This window comes from Shewanella sp. UCD-KL12 (genome assembly GCF_001957125.1).
In the GTDB taxonomy this organism is placed as follows: Bacteria; Pseudomonadota; Gammaproteobacteria; order Enterobacterales; family Shewanellaceae; genus Shewanella.
In genome coordinates, this window is record NZ_MPHJ01000002.1 from 177116 (window position 1) to 197808 (window position 20693).

Annotated in this window: 20 protein-coding genes; 8 read left to right on the forward strand and 12 right to left on the reverse strand. The window is 44.0% G+C overall.

What is annotated here, in order from left to right:
• Positions 1-215 precede the first annotated feature (215 nt).
• The 9 genes from BM736_RS06870 to BM736_RS06910 form a co-directional block, all read right to left on the reverse strand.
• On the reverse strand, positions 216-422 hold the full coding sequence (locus BM736_RS06870) for a hypothetical protein (protein WP_076410251.1): 207 nt from the start codon (positions 420-422) through the stop codon (positions 216-218).
• Positions 423-596: 174 nt separating this feature from the next.
• The gene (locus tag BM736_RS06875) at positions 597-1010 is read right to left on the reverse strand and encodes an Imm26 family immunity protein (RefSeq protein ID WP_076410252.1); all 414 of its coding nucleotides are present in this window, start codon (positions 1008-1010) and stop codon (positions 597-599) included.
• 123 nt (positions 1011-1133) lie between these two features.
• The gene (locus BM736_RS06880) at positions 1134-2036 is read right to left on the reverse strand and encodes a hypothetical protein (RefSeq protein ID WP_143562354.1); all 903 of its coding nucleotides are present in this window, start codon (positions 2034-2036) and stop codon (positions 1134-1136) included.
• Positions 2037-2146: 110 nt separating this feature from the next.
• On the reverse strand, positions 2147-2515 hold the full coding sequence (locus tag BM736_RS06885; protein ID WP_076410256.1) for a hypothetical protein: 369 nt from the start codon (positions 2513-2515) through the stop codon (positions 2147-2149).
• A complete protein-coding gene (locus BM736_RS06890; RefSeq protein WP_076410258.1) occupies positions 2515-2898 on the reverse strand; it encodes a hypothetical protein in 384 nt (127 codons plus the stop codon). The genes BM736_RS06885 and BM736_RS06890 overlap by 1 nt, the downstream gene beginning before the upstream one ends.
• Positions 2899-3581: 683 nt before the next feature.
• Positions 3582-3929, reverse strand: a complete 348-nt coding sequence (locus BM736_RS06895) for a rhodanese-like domain-containing protein (RefSeq protein ID WP_076410260.1) — start codon at positions 3927-3929, stop codon at positions 3582-3584.
• 45 nt (positions 3930-3974) lie between these two features.
• On the reverse strand, positions 3975-4202 hold the full coding sequence (locus BM736_RS06900; RefSeq protein ID WP_076410262.1) for a DUF2892 domain-containing protein: 228 nt from the start codon (positions 4200-4202) through the stop codon (positions 3975-3977).
• A gap of 51 nt (positions 4203-4253) precedes the next feature.
• Entirely contained in the window at positions 4254-7460 is a 3207-nt protein-coding gene (locus tag BM736_RS06905; protein WP_076410264.1) for an efflux RND transporter permease subunit, read from the reverse strand.
• Positions 7461-7469: 9 nt separating this feature from the next.
• On the reverse strand, positions 7470-8516 hold the full coding sequence (locus tag BM736_RS06910) for an efflux RND transporter periplasmic adaptor subunit (protein ID WP_076410266.1): 1047 nt from the start codon (positions 8514-8516) through the stop codon (positions 7470-7472).
• A gap of 345 nt (positions 8517-8861) precedes the next feature.
• Here BM736_RS06910 and BM736_RS06915 point away from each other — a divergent pair, with 345 nt between their 5' ends.
• The 7 genes from BM736_RS06915 to BM736_RS06945 all read left to right on the forward strand — a co-directional run bounded on the left by BM736_RS06915 (position 8862) and on the right by BM736_RS06945 (position 16955).
• Positions 8862-10124: an efflux RND transporter periplasmic adaptor subunit gene (locus tag BM736_RS06915; protein WP_076410268.1), complete on the forward strand. Its 1263-nt coding sequence runs from the start codon at positions 8862-8864 to the stop codon at positions 10122-10124.
• 10 nt (positions 10125-10134) lie between these two features.
• Positions 10135-10479 (forward strand): hypothetical protein, encoded by a 345-nt coding sequence (locus BM736_RS06920; RefSeq protein WP_076410270.1) that lies wholly within the window; start codon positions 10135-10137, stop codon positions 10477-10479.
• A 103-nt stretch (positions 10480-10582) separates the two neighbouring features.
• Positions 10583-11350, forward strand: coding sequence for an ABC transporter ATP-binding protein (locus tag BM736_RS06925; protein WP_076410272.1), 768 nt, complete (start codon positions 10583-10585; stop codon positions 11348-11350).
• Between the two features lie 11 nt (positions 11351-11361).
• Positions 11362-12663 (forward strand): ABC transporter permease, encoded by a 1302-nt coding sequence (locus tag BM736_RS06930; protein ID WP_076410274.1) that lies wholly within the window; start codon positions 11362-11364, stop codon positions 12661-12663.
• Positions 12664-12689: 26 nt separating this feature from the next.
• Positions 12690-13898, forward strand: coding sequence for an ABC transporter permease (locus BM736_RS06935; RefSeq protein ID WP_076410276.1), 1209 nt, complete (start codon positions 12690-12692; stop codon positions 13896-13898).
• Between the two features lie 116 nt (positions 13899-14014).
• On the forward strand, positions 14015-15502 hold the full coding sequence (locus tag BM736_RS06940) for a sigma-54 dependent transcriptional regulator (RefSeq protein ID WP_076410278.1): 1488 nt from the start codon (positions 14015-14017) through the stop codon (positions 15500-15502).
• A 49-nt stretch (positions 15503-15551) separates the two neighbouring features.
• Complete coding sequence (locus tag BM736_RS06945; RefSeq protein WP_076410280.1) at positions 15552-16955, forward strand: PAS domain-containing sensor histidine kinase; 1404 nt, start codon at positions 15552-15554, stop codon at positions 16953-16955.
• A 79-nt stretch (positions 16956-17034) separates the two neighbouring features.
• Here BM736_RS06945 and BM736_RS06950 read toward each other — a convergent pair whose 3' ends face one another.
• Positions 17035-17592, reverse strand: coding sequence for a LysR substrate-binding domain-containing protein (locus BM736_RS06950; RefSeq protein ID WP_218638747.1), 558 nt, complete (start codon positions 17590-17592; stop codon positions 17035-17037).
• Between the two features lie 282 nt (positions 17593-17874).
• Here BM736_RS06950 and BM736_RS06955 point away from each other — a divergent pair, with 282 nt between their 5' ends.
• Positions 17875-18198 (forward strand): hypothetical protein, encoded by a 324-nt coding sequence (locus tag BM736_RS06955; protein ID WP_076410285.1) that lies wholly within the window; start codon positions 17875-17877, stop codon positions 18196-18198.
• 237 nt (positions 18199-18435) lie between these two features.
• Here the strand turns inward: BM736_RS06955 and BM736_RS06960 are convergent, their stop codons facing one another.
• Together BM736_RS06960 and BM736_RS06965 are read right to left on the reverse strand one after the other, a co-directional pair.
• A complete protein-coding gene (locus tag BM736_RS06960) occupies positions 18436-19008 on the reverse strand; it encodes a TetR/AcrR family transcriptional regulator (RefSeq protein WP_076410287.1) in 573 nt (190 codons plus the stop codon).
• A gap of 136 nt (positions 19009-19144) precedes the next feature.
• Positions 19145-20590, reverse strand: a complete 1446-nt coding sequence (locus BM736_RS06965; RefSeq protein ID WP_076410289.1) for a coniferyl aldehyde dehydrogenase — start codon at positions 20588-20590, stop codon at positions 19145-19147.
• Positions 20591-20693: the final 103 nt, after the last annotated feature.

Consider the following 20693-nt stretch of genomic DNA (forward strand, 5'->3'; position numbering starts at 1 on the left):
CTGGCGATTAAAATACGTTCAAATTGTGCAACTATGCTCATTATTGTTTTTAAAGAAAGGGGATGTGAGGGGGAGTTAAGGGGAGTGCCAAACTGATTCTTGAACAAAAGTGTGCTTACTTGTCAGATAACAAGTTTCAAATATCTTTATTGGGTTCATTTGGCAGACTTGATATTTGGTTCGCTAACTGAACCATTTTACTTCAAATTTATCTATCACCTGCCGTGGGTGCTGTAAATGGATTTACGAATGTCACGTTCACAGGGATGTGAATGAGTGACCTTAAGTGCAAACACTTCTGCGACACGGCGTGAATATATCCCTATAGCCTCTACGACAGCATCCATGCTGTCGAAGGTCACTGCCGCGTTCACACCTGAGTATTCATCTCTTCGATTTAAGTGTTTTGACTTGTAGTTCATTTTTGGACAGAAATGTTTTAGCCCCGTCTTCTCAAGACGGGGCCGTGGATTAGGAAATGTATGATAATCATATAAAGTTTACTCTGACCCCACATCCCCTGTGCTGGCGGGCGATTTGCGCAGCAGATGGCATGACAGCCTTGGTGAGTCTGAATTTAGCAGTTTGTTAGCACTTTACTTGAACATCGTATTGAGCACCTTTATGAGTTCTCCCGGCTTTCTCATAACTTGTTTTTCGAGACCACTAACTTGTTCTTTTGTTGCAGAGGTCATTTCTCCCTTGTGGTAAATACGGAACTTCTCGGGGTGAATGACATCTTGTATATATTTAGGTGGAGCCCACGAATCTTCTTCATTTTTAAATGGGAGATTACCTGCTATAGGCCATTCTCCATTTACTATGCATGTATCAAATACGCCAGAATAGAAAATTATTGCCGTGTGTTCTAATACCTTAATCTCCACTTCGGAATCAGAGACTGTATTGAAAATTCGAATTGATGCATCGTTCAAGATCTGCCCATAAGTCAGCTTAGCCTTGCTTAGCCTTATTTTTACGATATCTCCTAGTTTATATTTCAGAGGCAATTTCTCAGTTCTCCATGGGCGCTAACGCCCAAATAACAGGCTAAGTAATGGTTGGCTAAAATTGTGTAGCGAAGCGAAACGTAGCCAACTGTTACGTGTCCTTGTTGATTTTTTTGTTATATTTTATTTAACAACAAACTCTGAAAATTGATCATGTTTAGACAAACTAGAATTATGGTAGTTTTTTAACCAAATAAATTTATCAATAACTTTTTCGAGTTTACTCAATTTTTCGGCACTTAAGCCTACTTTTCTTGCTTCTAATTCTGATAATTTATTCTCGATAGCTTTTGAGTGTTTATCAAAAAACATTTTTGTTTGTTCTAGAGCAAACAAATACTGAGATAAATTTCGTTGTGCTGACTCTGAGATCATTTTTATATTAAGGTCAACTTGAGAAAGGTTATATCCCAAGTAATCAAGATGGTGTACCCCATCACTATCCAGTTGAATAATATTGTTACCACCATACATAATGTCAGAAAGCTTCGTAATACTTTCCTTTAGTTGTTTATCTTCCAGAACTTCAGGACTAAATACAATGCGGGGATATATTGCCAAAGAACTTTCTGCTTTATATGCACTGATTAAACCCTCACCAACAGCAAAGTGATCCTTTATATAGCAATATTTAGTGGAAATACCACCTCGAAGAAATAATCCTTTTTGGGAGAAACAGTTAAATATAACAGCCTGTAATCTCATCAAAATAATGAATAGTGCATTAGCCGAATGCATGTACTTTAATTGATTATTTTTTAGTGAGTTTACCTCTTTAGGACTAAAAGTTAATATTAATGAGTCAGAAATAAATGCATGCTGAACGTCATAGTACATATAAAGATCAAAAGATTTATCTTTCTTATATTTTTCTTTTACTTCAGGTCGATTAGAAAAATCAAGACCACCTTTGTTATCCTCCATAAAGGTGATAAATTCTTTTGCTTTAGCTTCGGAATTAATGGCACCATTAATATCACGATAGCCTAACATATCAACGAAAAGCGTCCATTGTACTAATTTCACACCGAGCTCCATTTAAAATATAACGCCTCGTTAAGCGGATAAAAATGGTTGGTTAAAATCGCGCAGCGATAACCAACTGTTTTTATTCCGTTTAAACGACTTGTTATGTTTTAACTTACATTGGACTTTGAAATAATCTTGTCCGTATATCTTAACTTACCTTCATAAGAGTTTTGATTTAACCCCTCTTTAAGTAATTCAATATCATCTTTATCTAGGTCTTGGAGGAATAAATTAATCATTTTATATGCTCTCTCAACAGAGTCTTTATTGACCTCTTGCCCATGAACTAATTTGTTTCTTATGTGAACTATTTCATTAAGGTCATTACTAGAAAGTTTAGAGCGGTAATTTTTTTCAATTGTATCTATTAACTTTTTCTCTGCTTCCGTTTTGCTTTTTAGTTTTGTTGCACTCATATATAGTGCGATTATTGACGAAACAGCACCAAATATTGGTAATAACTGAATAATATCCATTACGCAAACTCCCAGAATGGCGTACGATCCACAACATGACGGTTATACCTTTCAAGCATGTGAATAACGAAAATCACGATTAAGCTGATGTACGCATAAAAATCTGCATCAGGAATCGCTTTACCGCCAGAAACCAACACACCATATGCTACGGAAAAGAATAAACTTATAATAATTGTAATTCCAAACAATAACTTACTGTATGACGACAAGCCTATCGACAAAGCATACATTGCAGAAAACAACATTAAAGAAGTATTAGCTACTGTACCAGCAAGAAGTTTCTCTAAAAATATAGGGAAGAAGGGAAACAGCATATGCAACAAAATACATAAAAAATAATCCTGCCAATGTTCTGGTACGCCAGAAATTCTACTACTCATTCATACTCCGATACTCCATTTAAAACATAACATTTATATATACGGCTTGCGCGTTTTGCCAAGCACTGTTGAGAAAGTGTGCACTCAAATTATTGTTAAAAGCCCATTAAAAACAGCTCAATAACTCAATACCAGTCAAATTGTATTCAATACACTCTTTGTGTAAACGCGCATGCACGCTTTGCTTGCCTGTTATCTCCTGAAAACCGAGCAAGCACACTTTTAGTTACTTGAATTTACTCTTCTTTTTATTTTCACTCAATAGTAAATCGCGAACTGATTACGCATAATTTGATGATTATCCGCACAAAGCCAATAAAACTGTATAAAAACACAAATACTGACCTTTCCGACTGATGAGAAAAATAGTGCAAAGCAGTTAGTGCTGCATTGGACTAATTGCTGACGTAAATACGTAATGGGGCATCAGTGAGTTACTGAATACTAGCCATAAGCCACAATCGAAGAGAAAAATCCCCCTGTGTAGGTGCGGCTGCGGACTTCGGCTTCATGGATGAAGCCGCAGAGCGTATAGGGATATATTCACAGCGTGCCGCAGAAGTAGCTGCATAAGAGCCCGCTGCAGGTGATAGGTAGCAATGAAGGTACGACCTTCAAACAAGTTACCCAGTACATAATCTGCCAGAAGCTAAAAAAATGTATTAAGCCTTCATTCGAAGGCGTTACCCCATTGTTGAACGGACTGCATCAATCTTACAACTGATGGCCCACACATTTTGATAGCCTAACCTAACGAGTTGCTCTGCGGCGAGGCAGGCGCGCACACCCGAAGCGCAATGAATGAAGATGGCTTGCTTCTCATCGGGATACAGGGCCAACATTTTCATCTCTAATACACCCCGTGGAATAGATACAGTGCCCTGAACGGGTTGCTCTGCACATTCGGCTGGTTCTCGCACATCAATGAGTACCCCCTGCAGCTCACGGCATTGAACCACTGCCTCTTCTGCTGTTATGCAATTGATCACTTGTTTTGTTTCAGCTGTTAGCTCGGCAATTGTCTTTAGCATATCTGTTCTTCCTCGCTTTTTAGGGGCTTGTCTATCAGGCTAACTTTATGAAGCAGGAGGCGTTTGAGTCAATGCCGATTGGGCTTCCGTTTTCATTCCAAGTCGCTTCATCAAGATAGCAACAGGGCAAAACCCAGTAAAGGCGCTCTGAAACAGGTTGGCACCAATAAAGGCTGTGAACCAGAAAAAGTGAGGGCTAATCCAAGTTGTTAGCGCGAGTGATATAAGTACCATCATGCCGGCAAAGGCCATAATTGAACGTTCAATTGTCATCATATCTCCTTGAGCAGAGCAGGGCTCTGCCACGTTTTTTAAAGGTGAAAGTTAGCTAAATCTATTTTTCATTACGGCGTAGTAGAGCACCGGAATGACCACAAGGGTGAGCAGGGTTGATATCAAGATGCCGAAGATTAAACTGATGGCTAAGCCATTAAAGATGGGGTCATCGATAATGAACAGTGCGCCAATCATGGCAGCGGCAGCGGTCAACATAATTGGTTTTGCTCGCACAGCTCCCGAGTGGATAACGGCTTGCTGGAAAGGCACTCCAGCAGAGACCTCTTTATTGATAAAGTCCACCAGTAAAATAGAGTTTCGCACTATGATCCCAGCCAGCGCTATCATGCCTATCATTGAGGGCGCGGTGAAGTTCGCCCCTAATAAAGCATGACCCGGCATAACCCCAATAATGGTTAATGGAATAGGCGCCATGATAATAAGTGGCACAGTGTAAGATCTAAATTGACCGACAACTAACAGGTAGATGGCTATCATGCCTACGGCGTAAGCTATGCCCATGTCTCGGAAGGTTTCATAAGTAATTTTCCACTCACCATCCCAAAGCACTGCGACTGAATCTAGCCCTGTTGGCTGCTTGATATAATGCTGATCGAATCCCAGCCCACCTTGCTTGTTAATCTGCGCGGCCATATCAAACATGCCATACAGGGGACTATCGATTTCGCCAGCCATATCGGCAACAACCATGATCATAGGGATCATATTTTTATGAATGATAGGGGCGTCAATAATGCCCTTGTTGATTGATACCAGCTCAGAGACAGGCACGCGGATACCATCATTGCCCGTGAGCTTTAGGTTGAGTACCTGATCGAGATCGAATTTAGCAGACTCTTTAAGTTGTAATCGGATAGGCACCGGTCTTTTCTGCTGTTTGTCATGTAGGTAGCTTAAATCTCTGCCGCCAACTGAGGTCGCAATAAGGTCGACAATATTTTGATAAGGTACGCCAAGCAGGCTAGCGCGACTTCTATCGATAATCACCTGCCATTTTTGTTGTGCTGCAGGGAGGTAAATATCGACATCAACCACGCCATCTGTTTGCTTAAAGAGTGCTTGTAGTTCATTAGCAGCTTGCTCTCGTATCGCTTCATTAGGGCCATAGACTTCAGCAACTATGGGGGACCAAACTGGTGGTCCTGGTGGCACCTCTACAATTTTAATATTGGCATTGTAACCTTTACCTATCTCCTGCAGTGGTGCGCGAACGGATTGCGCTATGGTGTGACTGTCACGCTTTCGCTCACTTTTATCTAAAAGATTAACCTGAATATCACCGAGCTCCTGACTCTCCCTGAGGAAGTAATGCCTGACTAACCCATTGAAGTTCATTGGGGCATTCGTGCCTGCATAGAGCTGGTAATTATCAACCTCATCGACTGTTGCCAGGTAACGGCCAAGGTCTTGGAGCACCCTTTGTGTCTGCTCTACCGGTGTTCCCTCTGGCATATCTACCATCACCTGAAACTCAGATTTATTATCCAGTGGCAGCATCTTGAGAATGACTAACTGGCCAATAGGCAGTGCTACTGCGATACCGATTAAAGTAAATATGCCTGCAGCGAGCCCAACCCTAGCTTTTCTTGCGCCCTTTCCCTGCACGAAGGGGCCGATGAGGCGAGTGAATAGCGTGAACATAAAGCCGCTATTGTCTGGCTCATGCAGCTTTTCATCTGAGGGCTTATGGTTATTCTTTAATAGCTTACGGCTTAGCCATGGCGTGATTGTAAAGGCGATAGCCAGTGAGATTAGCATGCCCATGCTGGCATTAATGGGAATGGGGGCCATGTATGGGCCCATTAATCCAGAGACAAATGCCATAGGTAGTAGGGCGGCAATAACGGTAAACGTCGCTAAGATGGTTGGGCTACCCACTTCATCGACCGCAGCAGGGATCAGCTCTGACAGACTCCTCTTGCCCATTGCCATATGTCGATGAATATTTTCAACGACTACGATGGCATCATCGACCAAAATACCGATAGAGAAGATGAGTGCAAAGAGTGAGATACGATTAAGGGTAAACCCCCAAGCCCATGAGGCAAACAGGGTGGCGGCCAAGGTGATAATAATGGCGACACCAACAACCACGGCCTCTCGCGCTCCCATGGTAAGGAGCACTAAGATGACCACAGCGGCAGTGGCGAATATCAATTTAAAGATTAGGGTATTGGCTTTATCGCCAGCCGTTTCACCATAGTTTCTTGATACAGTGACCTCAATATTGTCTGGAATAAGAATATTATCGACAGCATCAATTCGTTCAAGCACCTGAGCCGCGACCTCTACGGCATTTTCACCCGCTTGTTTGCCTATGGCGAGTGTGACAGCTGGGTACATTCCCTCTTTGTCACCATGCCAAGTACTCTTTGTGGGGATATCTGCCTTGAGTGATAACTCTGCAATATCGGCTAAGTAAACTGGTGCGCTGAGGCCATCACTGTCTTGATAGACGGTGACGACTAACTGTTTTACATCATCTAAGCTTTGTAAAAATTGCCCAGCTTGAACTTTTATCTCTTGATTACCTTGCACTAAAGATGCGGGCATAGAGATCTGGTTATTTGACGATAAACTCTGGCTAATCGCATCAAAACTCAGCCCATAATAGTTCATCTTAACGGGATCAATACGCACATTAAGTACCAGCTCATGGGCGCCTACCGTATAGATCTCACGTGTGCCGGGAATTCGTTTTATCTCTGTCTCTAAACCGTGGGCGACATGGGTCAACGCTTCTGCGCTGACATCAGTCTCTTTTGACCATAAGGTTAGGCTGACAATGGGGACATCATCTATGCCTCTAGGTTTAATGAGCGGCTCACCGACGCCAGCATGTGTCGGCAGTTTGTCCATATTGGAGTAGATCTGATTGTAGAGTTTTACTATCGCTTCACTGCGTGGGATCCCTACCTCAAAAATAGCGATAATTAATGCACCATCAGGCTGAGAGAAGGAGTAGAGAGTGTCTATGCCTTTGATCTCTGAAATTATCTGCTCTGCAGGAAAGGTGACTAGGCTTTCAACTTCTGCAGGTGTTGCCCCTGGAAAAGGGATAAATACATCAGCAAAGGTCACATCAATTTGGGGCTCCTCCTCTTTTGGCGTGACAAGCACTGCAAAGAGGCCAAGTAATAAACCAAGAATCGCCAATAGAGGTGTGATGGCGCTTAGCTGAAATGCCGCGGCTATCTTGCCTGATAGTCCCAGTGGCTTGTTTTCATCGCTCATGATTTTCCCCTACCTTAGGTCTTTGTTTAGCAGCAGCTGATAGGCATCGACCGCTATGGTGTCACCTGTATCTAAACCGGATAAGATCTCTACGCTGTCACTATCTTTCTTACCAATGCGCACTTGGTTTAATACAAACTGCCCATCAAGCTGGCGATAGACCGCATTTAATTCACCTCGTTTAATTAAGGCTGATTGAGGCAGCCGAATACTCTTGCTGGTACCGGCACTAAATTTCGCTTTCGCCCACATCCCCGGCATGAGGTTGGCTTCATTTTCAGGTAATAAGATCCGCACCTTATAGCTATGGCTCTGAGGGTCGGCAAAGGAGAAGATGGTTAACTGGTTAGAGCTGAAACTACGTCCATCGTTAAGCTGTACGTTAAACTCAGGTGCTTGTTTTAACGCATCGATGTAGCGTTGCGGAACTTGAGTCACAGCCCGCATTTGAGTTAATGAAAAGCCTGATAATAGCGGCTGACCTGGACTGACCGTCTCCCCTTGTTCAACATGACGTTGGGTAACTATGCCTGAAAATGGGGCTGCAACGCTGGTGTAGGTGAGTGACTCATTTGCACGGACAATATTGGCCTTAGCCGCAGACACTGCTTGCTCGGCAGACTTTGCTTGGGCTATGGCTTCATCCATATTTCCTTGAGAAATCGCGCCCTGTGGAAATAGCTCCTCATAGCGTTTTCTGGTGAGTTGTGCCTCAGTATTAAGGGCAATGCTTCTGGCAAGCTCAGCGTTGGCCGCTGCCAGCTCAGCACCCTGCTCCTTGCTGGTAATCTCTAATAGTGCCGCCCCCTGGGGCACGATATCGTTGACATCATAATGCAGTGATATTACCCGTCCTGAGGTCTGTGCCGATACCGTCGCGGCTTTTACTGCCTCAAGTTTTGCATCCAACTCAACCCATTGAACTTGCTCACTGAGAGAGATTTGCATTGTTTCTATTGGCGCCTTCTCAGCAAGTGCTGCGAAGCTGAGTTGAAAAAGGCCTAAGCCTGACGCTAATACAAAAAGATAACGGGATCGGTGAGATGAGATGGTCATGGCTAAGCTCGATAAATAAAGTTCATGAGAAAATTCTAATGTACTTTGTAGTGCCTTGTAAAGTGTTTATTAGAAAAACGCGATGGAGTTAGCAGTTAAGTTGATCGGACAGCGGACACTTTTACTACTCATATGAGCAAATATCGGACACTTTCTTACTCATATCGGCAGATGACCGGACACATTACTCATGTGTCCGCGGACACTTTTGTTGTCCGTGTCGTTAATGTTCCATGTAACATATTGATTAATAGGCTGTTAGTTATTTTGGCACACTCCTTGTATTAATAGGGATATATGAACAGGTTTTAAATTAGCTTTTACTTAGCGGACAGGGATAAGAAGATGATCAAGGATACAAGCGGACAGGACACAGTGGTACAGCCAAGCATGGGCAGAAAGCTAAAGTGGCCTGTAATGGCTGGCGCGGCTGTATTGCTTGTATCAGGTTTAGTTTGGTCAAGTGTCGGTGGTAGCCAAGTGAGTGACTCTATTAGTCGCAGTGAGTTGAGGTTTGCCACCTTAGAGAAGGGCACGCTAACACGTGATATTGCCACTACGGGTAAAATCGTTGCCGCGAATGCGCCGATTCTATACAGCACAGACCAAGGCACTGTGACACTACTGGCAAAGCCCGGTGATCGAGTCGAGCAAGGTGATGTCGTCGCTAGCATCGAAAGTCATAAGCTGACTAATAGCCTTAAGCAGCAAGAGGCGCTTCTCGAAGGGATGCAGAGCGCACTAGAAAGAGCGCGTCTCGATGCCCGCCGCGAACAGTTAAAAGCACAACAAACGTTAGATATGGCCAAGGTAGACCTTGAAGCTGCTGACAGAGAGAGTCGCCGTGGTGATGAGCTGATTGAAAATAAGTTGATATCCAAAATTGATTTTGAAAAGGGTAAAGATGACCTGCACAAGGCCAAGCTTTTATCTGCTCATGCAAAGCAGGAAGCTGACTTGATGCGAGATACTCAGACCTTCGAAATAAAGAACAAAGCTGCAGAAGTTAACCGCCAAAAGCTAGTGGTCAGCGAGCTTGAGCGTCAGGTTGCTGCACTCAATATCAAGGCGCCAGTAGGCGGCATCATAGGTAACTGGCTGACGGAGCAAAAAGCCCGCATCGGTCAGAGCCAACCCATCTTAACCGTTGTCGATCTGAGCGCCTTTGAGGCTGAGCTAGCAGTACCTGAGTCTTACGCAGATGAGTTAGGGCTAGGTATGGGCGTAGAGCTGAGCTTTGGCGACTTGACCTTAATCGGTGAGCTGTCTTCGATTTCACCTGAGGTGAGAAACCGTGAGGTCACTGCCCGCGTTAGATTTGAGCAAGATGAACGTCTGCATCTGCGCCAGAACCAGCGTCTATCGGCACGAGTATTACTAGAAAATAGACCTAACGTCTTGATGGTTAAACGTGGCGCCTTTGTCGCAACGGGTGGTGCTAATGAGGTGTACGCCATGAATGGTGACATTGCTGAGCAAACTGAGATTAAGCTAGGTGCCCGCAGTATGAGTCATATCGAAGTCCTGCAAGGTGGTAAAGCGGGTGATGTCTGGGTTATCTCGAGTGTGCAGCCATTTAAAAAAGCTGAACAAGTGTTAGTACGCTAAGGAGAGCAAGATGAATATCTCTAATCAAACAGACAATCAAAGACCTAAGCAATTTGACTTAATAAGCAGCCAACTGTTTAGCGCGCTGTCCACGCAAAAGGTGATTACTGCTGGCGCATTAGCGCTGCTGCTCATTGCGGTACAGGTTTGTACTCAGAGTGTCGGTGATTGGTTTCTATTTGGCTTGAATGTCCTTGAAGTGACTGCGCCTGTGCATATGGGAGTTAGCGAAATATCTAATGTCAGCACAGGTCTTAGCAATGAGGTCAGTGCAGGTTTGATAAGTGGCATAAATGATTTGGGTGAGATGATTTGGCAACTAGTGAAAGCACTCATTGAATGCCTATTTGGCTAAATATAAAAAATTAGTTTTGGCTAAATATAAAAAATTAGTAACGGACTAGGGGCTCGCGCCTAGTACCTAAAGCGAACAAACGATAAGAACAGGGAATATCAAAATGTTATCGATGAAAAGTATCAGTAAAGTATTTAAAACGGACTTAGTAGAAACCCATGCACTGCGTGATTTTAACCTTGAAGTGAATGAAGGAGAGTTTGTCGCGGTGACAGGCCCATCAGGCTCAGGCAAGACCACTTTTCTTAATATCGCAGGCTTGTTAGAAGGGGTGAGTGGCGGTGAATATATTCTCGATGGCGTCGATATTGCGAACTTAAGTGATAACAAGAGTGCTGCAATTCGCAATGAAAAAATTGGTTTTATCTTTCAGGGCTTCAATCTTATCCCAGATCTGAATTTGGCTGAAAATGTCGAGGTGCCGTTACGCTATCGTGGTTTCAGTGCCAAAGAACGTAAGCGTCGTGTACAGCATGCTCTTGAGCAGGTTGGCTTAGCCGCACGCATGAAGCACTTGCCGTCACAACTTTCTGGTGGTCAACAGCAACGTGTCGCCATAGCGCGCGCTTTAGCGGGAGAGCCAAGGTTTCTGCTTGCCGATGAGCCAACAGGTAACTTAGACAGCATGATGGCACGTCAGGTGATGGAGCTGCTTGAAGAGATTAACAAGGCGGGTACCACCATTATCATGGTGACTCACGATGCTGAGCTTGCGCGCCGAGCGCAACGCAATATTCAGATTGTTGATGGTCAGGTGTGTGATTTTACTATGTATCAGGGGGGAGCGAATGCTGATAAGCCGCATTTAGTCTCTGATGCTGACAAGAGTGATGAGTTGGCGCAGGCAACAGCCGAAAAAGTGGCAAGCTAAGGAGAGTGACTATGTTTTTCTATTATCTCGATCTCGCTTGGCGCAGCATTAAGAAAACGCCACTTCTGTCACTGCTAATGGTACTGGCTATCTCTATTGGTATTGGCATAACCATTACCACCTTGAACATCTATCAGATGGCTTCAATTAACCCTGCTGGTGAGCGTTCATCTAAGTTGTTTGAAGTTCGCCTATGGAGCCAAGGCGTAGACAGCTGGGATGAGCTTAATGAGCAGATCACCTATCAAGATGGTTTTAATCTGCGTAATAGTTCAGTGCCAGTGCGTCAATCTCCTATGTTCAGAACGGGTTTTGCGGTTCAGACAGACGATCCTGATTTTTCCCCAGTACTGGAAAGCGCACGGGTTACAGATTCTGACTTCTTTGGACTCTTCTCTGTGCCTTTTCTCTACGGTAATGCTTGGAGTAAGCAAGTTGATAAAGAAGCGGCTTACCAAGTGGTGATCAGTGAAGATCTGAATAATGAAGTTTTCAAAGGTGAAAATAGTGTCGGTAGAACCCTTTACTTCAACCAAAAGCCTTATCAGGTTGTTGGTGTAACCAAAACCTGGAGCCCTAGCCCTAAATATTATGATGTGAACAATGGGGCATTTAATGATGCAGAAAGAATATTTGTACCTTACTCACTTGCGCCAATTGAGGAGTATCAAAGCTGGGGTAATAACCAGAGCTGGAAGAATGAGTCACTCAATACGTATGCAGATCGCTTAGCGTCAGAAGCGCACTGGAACCAGTACTGGGTAGAGCTAGATAACCCAGAGCAGGTGCGTGAATATAAAGAGTGGCTTGCTAACTATATTGAGCAGCAAAAGTTGATAGGTCGCTTCGAGATGCCGAATGCGACAGGCGAACTGGCCGATGTTGAGCAGTGGTTGAAGATAAACAATGTGGTACCGGAAGATAACAAGATCTTAGTGGGGCTCAGTGCACTCTTTTTATTAGTTTGCTTGGTCAACATGTTAGGTCTGTTATTGGCTAAGTTTCTTAAACGCGCACCTGAAGTTGGTGTTCGCCGTGCCATAGGTGCAAGCCGCGCCCAGATTTTCTCACAGCATATGGTCGAAGTGGGTTTAATTGGCTTTTGTGGCGGCTTGTTAGGTTTATTGTGGGCATGGGGTTCACTGTCTCTGTTATCAGCAAGATTTAACCTTGAAGATGCACTGACACAGCTTGACCAAACCATGTGGGTACTCGCCCCAAGTATAGCGATTGTGGCGGCTTTGGTTGCCGGCGTATATCCAGCATGGCGCATCTGCTCAACGAACCCTAGCGTTCATCTTAAGAGCCAATAAGTAGAGTAAGAGAAAAGGAATTTATCATGTTACAGATTAAACCTATTATCAGCACGCTAATGCGCAATAAGAGCGGGCCTATTTTACTCTTAATTCAGATCATTCTATCGGTCGCAATCGTCGCGAATGCGAGTTTCATTATCAGCGAACGTCTGAATATGATGTCCCGTGACTCCGGTATCGCCGAAGCTGAAGTGTTTGATTTCAGAGTCTATAACTTCGATTCTAATGTTGATTTTAGCGCGCAAAACAGCCGCGATATGCAAACTATTCGTGACCTTCCAGGTGTGATAGCCGCAACCACAACTAGTATGACACCACTGAGCGGTGGTGGCTGGATGTCAGGCTTTACTGTGGGTGAAAGCGAAGAAACATCTAAAACCAGTCATGCTGCTATCTATTACGGTGACGAGCAGATGATAGACTCTTTAGGGGTTAAGCTTATCGCTGGAAGAAACTTCTATGAGGAGGAGATCCAGCAGGAGATCCCTAATAGAGCAAATCTTGGGATTGTCTCTCAGGCATTTGCTACAGAAACCTGGGGTGACGAGCCTGCGGTAGGCCAAATCATGTATGCGGCAGATTTTGGCGAAGAGCCTGTAGAAGTAGTCGGTGTTGTTGAAACCTTGCAAGGCGCATGGGTGAATAGCGACCAACTTGAAAATAGTGTCATTTTAAATGTTGAACTGGCTTACCCATTTACTAAGTTCTTAGTAAGGGCCGAAGAGGGGACGCTTCCACAGCTTAAAGAGGCCATTCCGGCGGCGTTACATAAAGATAATGTTAACCGCGTTATCAATAACTTTAGCTTGATCAGTGAGCATAGAAAAAGGGTATATCGTAACCACGAGTTGATGGCGACGGTTCTGTCTATGATGGTGGTGCTATTGTTGCTTATCACATCATTAGGCTTGGCTGGTATGGTGATGTTTAATATTGAACGTCGTACAAAGCAGATAGGCACACGCCGTGCTTTAGGCGCGAAGAAGCGTGATATCTTGAGCTTCTTCTTAGTCGAAAACTACATCATCTGTATTGTTGGTGGGGTGATTGGCGGTCTAGTGGCCATGCAGTTAGGTAAACAGTTAATGAGTATCTATAGCTTGCCTCAACTTGAGATAATCTATCCGCTATTGACCATTGCTGGCTTAGTCGTGCTAACGACGATCGCAGTCATTTTGCCAGCGAGAAAAGCGGCGAATATCTCTCCCGCGATTGCGACCAGAAGTGTATAGCTAAACCGTTTAAGCGGTGTTGCGAAAGAGGATTAGCCTTTAATTCTCTTTCGCTTTCAGTTAGTTTGAAAGCCAACGATCTTCCTTTCAACATAAAAAGAACGATATCAAGAAGTATGGATACAATTCTCATCGTCGATGACAACCAGGCTGTTTGTAATGCACTGTCGCTTATGCTTGAGCTACATGGGTTTAAAACACTGACTTGCCTCTCACCTGAAACGGCGCTGGAGCTGGTAAAGCTCCACGATATTGCCTTAGTGGTTCAGGATATGAACTTCACTCAGGACACCACATCGGGTGAAGAGGGTAAAGCCCTGTTTTATGAGTTTAGAGCACTGCAGCCTCAGCTCCCTATCGTGCTATTAACGGCTTGGACTCAACTTGAGATAGCTGTAGAGCTGGTCAAAGAGGGCGCTGCGGATTACATGGGCAAGCCTTGGGACGATGCCAAGTTAGTGACCAGTATTAATAATCTTATCTCACTGCATTCGTTGTCTAAAGCCAATACTCAACTGACCAGAGTTGAAAACGACCGTATGTCAGCGATTAAAGATGCTGACTTGTGCGGCATCGTTTTTGGCAGCGGCGCCATGCAGCGCAGTATCGATTTAGCGCTGCAAATTGCCCGCTCAGATGTTTCGGTATTGATCACAGGCCCTAATGGCGCAGGTAAAGATAAGCTGGCAGATATCATACATGCCAATTCAGCCCTGAAACGTAAGCCCTTTATTAAGGTCAATGTTGGCGCTTTACCTATGGACCTGCTTGAAGCTGAGCTGTTTGGGGCAGAGGCTGGGGCCTTTACCGGTGCCAATAAAACACGTATTGGACGATTTGAAGCGGCCGATGGTGGTACCTTGTTTTTGGATGAGATTGGTAACTTACCTTTATCTGGTCAGATTAAGCTATTACGGGTACTGCAAACGGGGGAGTTTGAACGTTTAGGCAGTCACCAGACTCGTAAGGTCAATGTGCGGGTACTCAGTGCCACGAACGCTGATCTTGCCGAGGATATTCGCGAGGGACGTTTCCGTGAAGATCTCTTCTATCGTCTTAATGTGATTGAGCTTGAGCTGGCGCCGCTTAATCTGCGCCAAGATGATATCTTACCTTTGACTAACCACTTTATCGGTAGTGAGTTCTCTCTTAATAAGCAGGCTCAACAGGCGTTAATTGCTCACCTTTGGCCTGGGAATGTTAGAGAGCTTGAAAATGCCTGTAAACGTGCGGTCATTCTGGCAAAAAATAAACAGCTCACCCCTGCAGATTTTGGTTTGGCGCTTCAGCCGGAGAGCCAAGCTGCTGACGTTATCGTTAAGCCTGATGTAGCGAGTGACGAGCCCGTTAATATCGAGCTTAGTCCCACGGGTATAGACAGCGAAGCTTTAAATAAGCTTGATGCAAATACCGCTGATGAAAACCGTGTGGCTTTAGCTCCCCTTGATACAGAAGTATCTGCAGAGCCAGTCATCGATGAGAAACAAGCGATAGAAACGGCATTAATCGAGCACGGCGGAGTGATCGCAAGAGTGGCGAAGTCGCTTGGGCTAAGTAGGCAAGCGCTGTATAGACGCATGGAAAAGTTTGGTATCGGCAAATGATCTGTTATCAATCATGCATTCTCACTCATAGTTAGTAAGGTTTTCCCTAATGGCACTATCTTCGTACTTTTCTTTGCAGCACCTCTCACTCAGAGTGAAGCTGATATTAGGGGCGGTTCTGGCTTCTCAAGTTGGCACGGGTTTATCGCTATTCTTACTTGATAAGCTGGTGCATCCACAAACCTTTGTTGGTACATCATCTTTTATTTTTGTGATTATATTTATGCTGGCAGGTATCACTGCTTGTAGCTTTTCTCTTTTAGCGACTAAGACCTTAGCCACGAGTCTTACCGCACTTGAAGTTGGCCTGCTCAACTTCAAGGATAATGACTTTAGCGTGACCATACCTGTTTGTGGTGATAGCCAGCTAAGAGCGCTCACCACGCTATTTAATGAGTCGGCTGAAACCTTAAGGAAAGAGCGCCAATATATCTATCAGCGTGAGTTGCTGCTCGATAAGGTGATCCAAAGTTCACCAAATGTGATGTTGTTGCTCGATGATGAGCAGCGAGTGATTTACGCCAATGATGCTGCTAGGCACATGTTTTACCAAGGTAACCGTATCGATGGTTTTTCGTTATCTGAGTTGCTTGTGAGTGTCAGTGATGAGCTTGCTTCTGCCCTGAAAAAGCCCAAAGGAGGCCTGTTTACTTTATCTGTCGAGGGGCAAGAGGAAGATGAAACCTGGCATCTTTCACGGGGGCAGTTTCTGTTAAATGGCCAGTACCACCACTTGGTCTTACTCAGACAGATGACCCATGAGCTGAATCGTCAAGAAGTGGCTGTGTGGAAAAAGGTTATTCGCATCATTAGTCATGAGCTCAATAATTCAGTTGCGCCAATTGCCTCTATGGTTAACTCAGGCCGGATCATCACTAAAGATCTTGAGGATAAAAAGCTTGAGATGATCTTCGATACCATAGAGGACAGAACCAGCCATTTGAGTCAGTTTATCTCAAATTATGCCCGCTTTGCTAAGTTGCCTCAGCCTAAAAAAGTCACCGTGGACTGGCATAAGTTGATTGAGCAGCTTGCTCAGCATTATCAGTTTGAACTTATAGGTACAGTACCTGATGAAGATGGCGAATTTGACCTGATCCAGATGGAGCAAGTGCTGTTAAATCTACTGAAAAATGCCCATGAGTCAGGTACAGTTCCCTCAGGTGTCTCTTTAACCATAGAGTCTCTAACTGTACTGAATGGTAAGGCGACCGAAAAGAACAGTGAAGGGAGAACCATAGAAGGTACTGTGATAGAGATCAGAGATGAAGGTGCAGGCATGCCACCAGAGGTGCTTAAGCAGGCATTGTTGCCCTTCTATTCGACCAAACAATCAGGCACTGGACTTGGCTTACCTCTGTGTCGGGAGATTATTGAAGCACATGAAGGGCGAATAAGCTTACACAACCGTGATGAGATAGGGCTTTGTGTGAGAGTCTTCTTACCTCATTAGTGTTGCCTCATTAATTGATATCTCATCTCCAGTGGCAGTCACTTTCACATGACGCTGGGGGCTACTCTTGTTTTAGCTTCTAGCCAAATTTTTGTTTAAAAAGGTCTTTCAATACTCGTACTTTCTTCGGGAGAAACATGGCTGAAGGGTAGAGCAAGGTCAGGTGTTGATCCGGATAATCTATATCCGATAAGACTTCAACGAGATCGCCACTTTCAATAAAAGGTTTCGAGTGTAGCTCTGGTATAAACGCAATCCCTTGACCATTTATTGCCATATAACGTAGTAAGTTAAGGTCATCAGATTGCATTGAAATATTGATGCCATAGTCCAATAAGTCAGCGTTATAGCGATTGGTTAACACTCGCTGATCTCCAAGGTTTTCTAAGGTGATAGGAGGATGAGAAGCTACATACTGCTTGGAGGCAACAAAGTGGCTGCTGTATGACAATAAGCTAAATTGAATGTAACTATCATCGGAAATATTCACAGCGCAGGGTAAAACTTGTAAATCGATCCCCTGTCTTTTCAGATCGACACTTTCCTGATGATTTTGTATTTCGATTTCAATGTTGGGAAAAGCTGAAGAGTATTCTGAAATAATGGAGGTAAATACCGTTGAGGATGTCAACGCCACCAAGCCTTATTAAGCAAGATGTTGGGGAGGCAGAATAATATTATGAAACATAAGATAATATAAATCAGTTGCCTGTATTAAACCTTGACTAGCTAGATGCTTACGGCTCAATGAGATTATTGTCAGTTTATTCCTTTAGTAGTGGGTATTAACAAGTTATTTTTATGGTTTTAAATGGCTCTGATTATTCTGTACTTATAAATTGATTAATTAACTGAATTAGTGCATTTTTTATATAGGCATATGGGTAGCATAGGACTGCTAATAATTTAGGAGAGGTAAATGGATTTTACGAAATGGTTGCGCTCAGAATTACCGCATTTAGAAAATGCATCTTCAGTTGTTACATTCAAGCTAATTCATGGTGCGAAGCGCGATACTCGTTTATTGCGTTTCTTATCGAGTGTCTTATTCTCTGTGGTGCTTATTTTTCTTGTGTTTTCTCTCAGTGATATGCTTTTACCACTTGATTCATTAAGTAATTACTGTGTTTTGGCTGTTATCGTTATTCTCTTAGTTCTTGGTCTCCGACGTATTGAAAACACTTTTGAGAAATGGCTTATCTGCAGAAAGATCAAGCAATTGGCAAAGCCATCCCTCAAATAAGCTCGAAGAGGTAAGCTGCTTAGAACTATTAAGGTGTAGATACGGCTGAGGGTATCGAAAACATGGATGTTTTCGTTAAGCGGCCATGGAAGGTTTTACAGCGTCCCGAAGGAGGAGCTGCACATTCGCCCACGGCAGGTGATAGATAGCTGCAAAGTTATAATTTCCAGTAAGCTAACTAAACTCCAAATTACCAACTCAAAAGAGACTTCAGCCACTTATTATTTGACAAGTTGGCTACATCACCATGGCATTCCAAAATAGCGAGAAGCTAGAATCACGATAGGTTTCATCTTGCCATTTATCTGGATTATCAAGAAAGTAGCGAGTGGCTGCTAGGTATTGGCCGTGGCAGTTGTCCTGCATTAGCTCTAAAGGATAATCGGCTAATAATCCAAGGGCTTGGCCTTTGTGCATCAGTGATCCCATAAAGCTTAATATGGAGTTCATGGCTTGCTCGCGCACTTCGATAGCGATAGAGGGGGACATGGAGTACTGCTGGAAAAACTCCTGTTTTAGCGGGTTATCCATCGCCCATTGAATCGCACAGTGCCATAGATGCTTGGCGTCACACTTCAAGTCACCTGAGTCTTTTATTGACGCCCAAATCGCATCGGCGAACTCCTGTTTTATGGCCAGAAACAAGTGATTCATCAAGTCATCTTTTGAGGGGAAGTGATGGAACAAGGTACCCGTTGCTACACCTGCTTTTTTAGCAATCGATGCGGTTGATGTGGCATAAAAACCTTGGCTGACAAATAGTGTCAGCGCTGTGTTTAATATGGCTTGTTTTTTATCTGGTTTACTCATCAACGACGTGTCTTATCTGGTTAACTTTCTTGTTATTACAACGCTGGATCCTGAGATAAACTCAGGATGACAGCTAGAGCGGTTCAATTGGTCATGCTCAACTTCTTTGGGCATGTTGCTCGACCTCGAACCTCTGTTAACGTAAAAACAGCTTATACAGCATCGACTGAATGCCTGTGCCATAAGGTGGGTGAACAAATTTACCTGTGTTGAGTTTACCACGGCTCAGTACAGTCTTGGCATGGCTTAAGGTTAAGAAGCCCTCTTTACCGTGATAATGTCCCATACCTGAGGGACCAATACCGCCGAAAGGTGCGTCATCGGCAGCGACATGAAACACGGTTTCATTAATACAGACACCGCCAGAATGGGTATTGTTGAGAATTGATTGCTGCACAGAGGCATCGAAACTCATGATATATAGGGCTAAAGGACGTGGTCGGTCATTGATATACTCAATGGCATCAGCCATGGTTTCATAACCTATGATTGGCAGTAGAGGGCCAAAAATCTCATCCTGCATCAAGGTCATTTCATCGCTAACATTGGTGATCAGCTGGGTAGGGATTTTACGCTTCTGAATATCGATGGCTTCATCATTTGCCGACACGATAGTCGCGCCTTTCGCTTTAGCATCTTCGAGTACGCCATTTAAACGATCAAATTGGCGTTGGTTGATGATGGCACCGTAGTCTTTATTGTCACTGACTTGGCCATACATGGCGTTGAACTTCTTCTTATAGGCGGCAATAAACTCCGCCTGCTTCTCTTTGGGCACTAAAACGTAATCTGGGGCGACACAGATCTGGCCTGAGTTTAGACATTTACCGTAGATCATCCGTTCTACAGCGGTCTCTATTGGCATATCAGGTGCGATAACCACTGGTGACTTACCACCTAACTCTAAAGTGACTGGCGTTAAGTTTGCAGCAGCGGCGCGCATGACATGTTTTCCAACTGCGGTGGAACCTGTAAATAGCAGGTGGTCGAATGGTAGAGATGAAAAGGCCGCAGCGACATCGGCTTCACCTTCAATCACGGCGACAGTCGTGTCGTCAAAAATGCTGGCGAGCATCTCTTTAAGTACCTTGTTAGTTTCTGGCGTGAACTCAGAAAGCTTAAGCATGGCACGGTTACCAGCACTTAACGCAGTGATAAGAGGACCTACAGATAGCATGACTGGGAAGTTCCAGGGCACGATAATACCGACAACACCAACAGGCTGATAATGGACCTTCACCTTTGCCGGAGATAACAACAAACCAGCATGGCGTGCACTTGGCTTCATCCATTTTTTAAGGTTTTTAAGGCTATAGTTGATGTTGTTAATGCAAGGCATGATATCGGAGATGAGTGTGTCATCCACGGAACGGTTGCCATAGTCTTGGTTAAGGGCATCGGCTAAAGGTTGCTGATAATTCAGTAAAGCTTGTTTTAAAGCATTCAATTGTGCCACACGTTGAGAGCAGGTCGGTGCAGGCTGTGAACGATAACTGCTTTTTTGTTGAGTAAGCAGTGTAGAAAGAGATGAAATGCTCTCTATCTGCTTAGTCGATGTTTCTTTATCAAGTGGCATGTTCATCGAGTTATCTCCCCTGCGCTATATGTTCGTTCTAGGCGTTAGCTAGTTTTAGCTCTTAATAAACCGACTGATTGGTCGGTCTGTGTTGTGCTAGCATAATTCA

Coding starts and splice junctions, on each gene's coding strand:
- BM736_RS06905 (WP_076410264.1), bottom strand. CDS start 7,460: ATGAGCGATGAAAACAAGCCACTGGGACTATCAGGCAAGATAGCCGCG.
- BM736_RS06945 (WP_076410280.1), top strand. CDS start 15,552: ATGGCACTATCTTCGTACTTTTCTTTGCAGCACCTCTCACTCAGAGTG.
- BM736_RS06915 (WP_076410268.1), top strand. CDS start 8,862: ATGATCAAGGATACAAGCGGACAGGACACAGTGGTACAGCCAAGCATG.
- BM736_RS06960 (WP_076410287.1), bottom strand. CDS start 19,008: ATGAGTAAACCAGATAAAAAACAAGCCATATTAAACACAGCGCTGACA.
- BM736_RS06965 (WP_076410289.1), bottom strand. CDS start 20,590: ATGAACATGCCACTTGATAAAGAAACATCGACTAAGCAGATAGAGAGC.
- BM736_RS06920 (WP_076410270.1), top strand. CDS start 10,135: ATGAATATCTCTAATCAAACAGACAATCAAAGACCTAAGCAATTTGAC.
- BM736_RS06885 (WP_076410256.1), bottom strand. CDS start 2,515: ATGGATATTATTCAGTTATTACCAATATTTGGTGCTGTTTCGTCAATA.
- BM736_RS06870 (WP_076410251.1), bottom strand. CDS start 422: ATGAACTACAAGTCAAAACACTTAAATCGAAGAGATGAATACTCAGGT.
- BM736_RS06930 (WP_076410274.1), top strand. CDS start 11,362: ATGTTTTTCTATTATCTCGATCTCGCTTGGCGCAGCATTAAGAAAACG.
- BM736_RS06895 (WP_076410260.1), bottom strand. CDS start 3,929: ATGCTAAAGACAATTGCCGAGCTAACAGCTGAAACAAAACAAGTGATC.
- BM736_RS06940 (WP_076410278.1), top strand. CDS start 14,015: ATGGATACAATTCTCATCGTCGATGACAACCAGGCTGTTTGTAATGCA.
- BM736_RS06925 (WP_076410272.1), top strand. CDS start 10,583: ATGTTATCGATGAAAAGTATCAGTAAAGTATTTAAAACGGACTTAGTA.
- BM736_RS06890 (WP_076410258.1), bottom strand. CDS start 2,898: ATGAGTAGTAGAATTTCTGGCGTACCAGAACATTGGCAGGATTATTTT.
- BM736_RS06955 (WP_076410285.1), top strand. CDS start 17,875: ATGGATTTTACGAAATGGTTGCGCTCAGAATTACCGCATTTAGAAAAT.
- BM736_RS06935 (WP_076410276.1), top strand. CDS start 12,690: ATGTTACAGATTAAACCTATTATCAGCACGCTAATGCGCAATAAGAGC.
- BM736_RS06910 (WP_076410266.1), bottom strand. CDS start 8,516: ATGACCATCTCATCTCACCGATCCCGTTATCTTTTTGTATTAGCGTCA.
- BM736_RS06900 (WP_076410262.1), bottom strand. CDS start 4,202: ATGACAATTGAACGTTCAATTATGGCCTTTGCCGGCATGATGGTACTT.